The sequence below is a fragment of the Moraxella sp. genome (assembly GCF_024227015.1).
Classification (GTDB): domain Bacteria; phylum Pseudomonadota; class Gammaproteobacteria; order Pseudomonadales; family Moraxellaceae; genus Moraxella.
The window spans coordinates 1-769 of record NZ_JAAELD010000332.1; the positions used below are offsets into that span (position 1 = coordinate 1).

General features: G+C 44.7%; 1 pseudogene. It reads left to right on the forward strand.

Annotated features, from left to right (window positions below):
• Positions 1–14 precede the first annotated feature (14 nt).
• Positions 15–650: pseudogene (locus tag GY683_RS07445) on the forward strand (tyrosine-type recombinase/integrase).
• Positions 651–769 lie beyond the last annotated feature (119 nt).

Below are 769 nucleotides of genomic sequence, written 5' to 3' on the forward strand. Positions count from 1 at the left end.
ATCCGGAAGAAATTATGGATCTCTACAATGTCGTTGATTTGAACAAAAGTGAAGGCTTGCGAGACTATTGTCTGTTGCATCTGCTCTTTGACTCCGGCGCCCGGGCAACCGAGATCGCAACTCTTAATCTGGATTACTTCAATGCCCACAACCAAACACTGGCCATCTTAGGCAAAGGCAATCGCTTCCGTCAAATTGAGCTGTGACCTAAAACCTGCGAACTGCTTACACTGTATATCCAAAAATATCGCACCGCTCCAAAACCGCTGTATCGCCATCGGCTTTTTATCAACCAGCGCGGACAGGCATTAACACGCTCGGGCATCCATCGGTTATGCCAAAAATATCTTCGGCGCACCCTGCCGCCGAAACGACTTAACGCCATCAATGCGGCGCACAGCTTCCGACACTCACGAGCCGTTAATATGCTCAGCTGTGGTCATGCCATTACCGACATCAAAATCCGCCTGGGACACGAAAATATCCAATCCACCATGGTTTACTTGCACATGGATCTGACTCACAAACGCAGCGTGCAAAAGAAATTTATTCAGTACGCCCAATCAGCTCTTAAACACGATCCAAAATTGGATGAACTCATCGATTGGGATCATAAAGAAGATATCCTGGCCTGGCTCGACAGTCTCTAAACTAAAACTGAAAGAATATCGCCGGCAGCAAAACAGGTATCAATATACACAAATTACTATGGCGCAACTTTTTTTACAAATTTGTAATTTTATCGATAACTTATTGAAATTAATGCAAA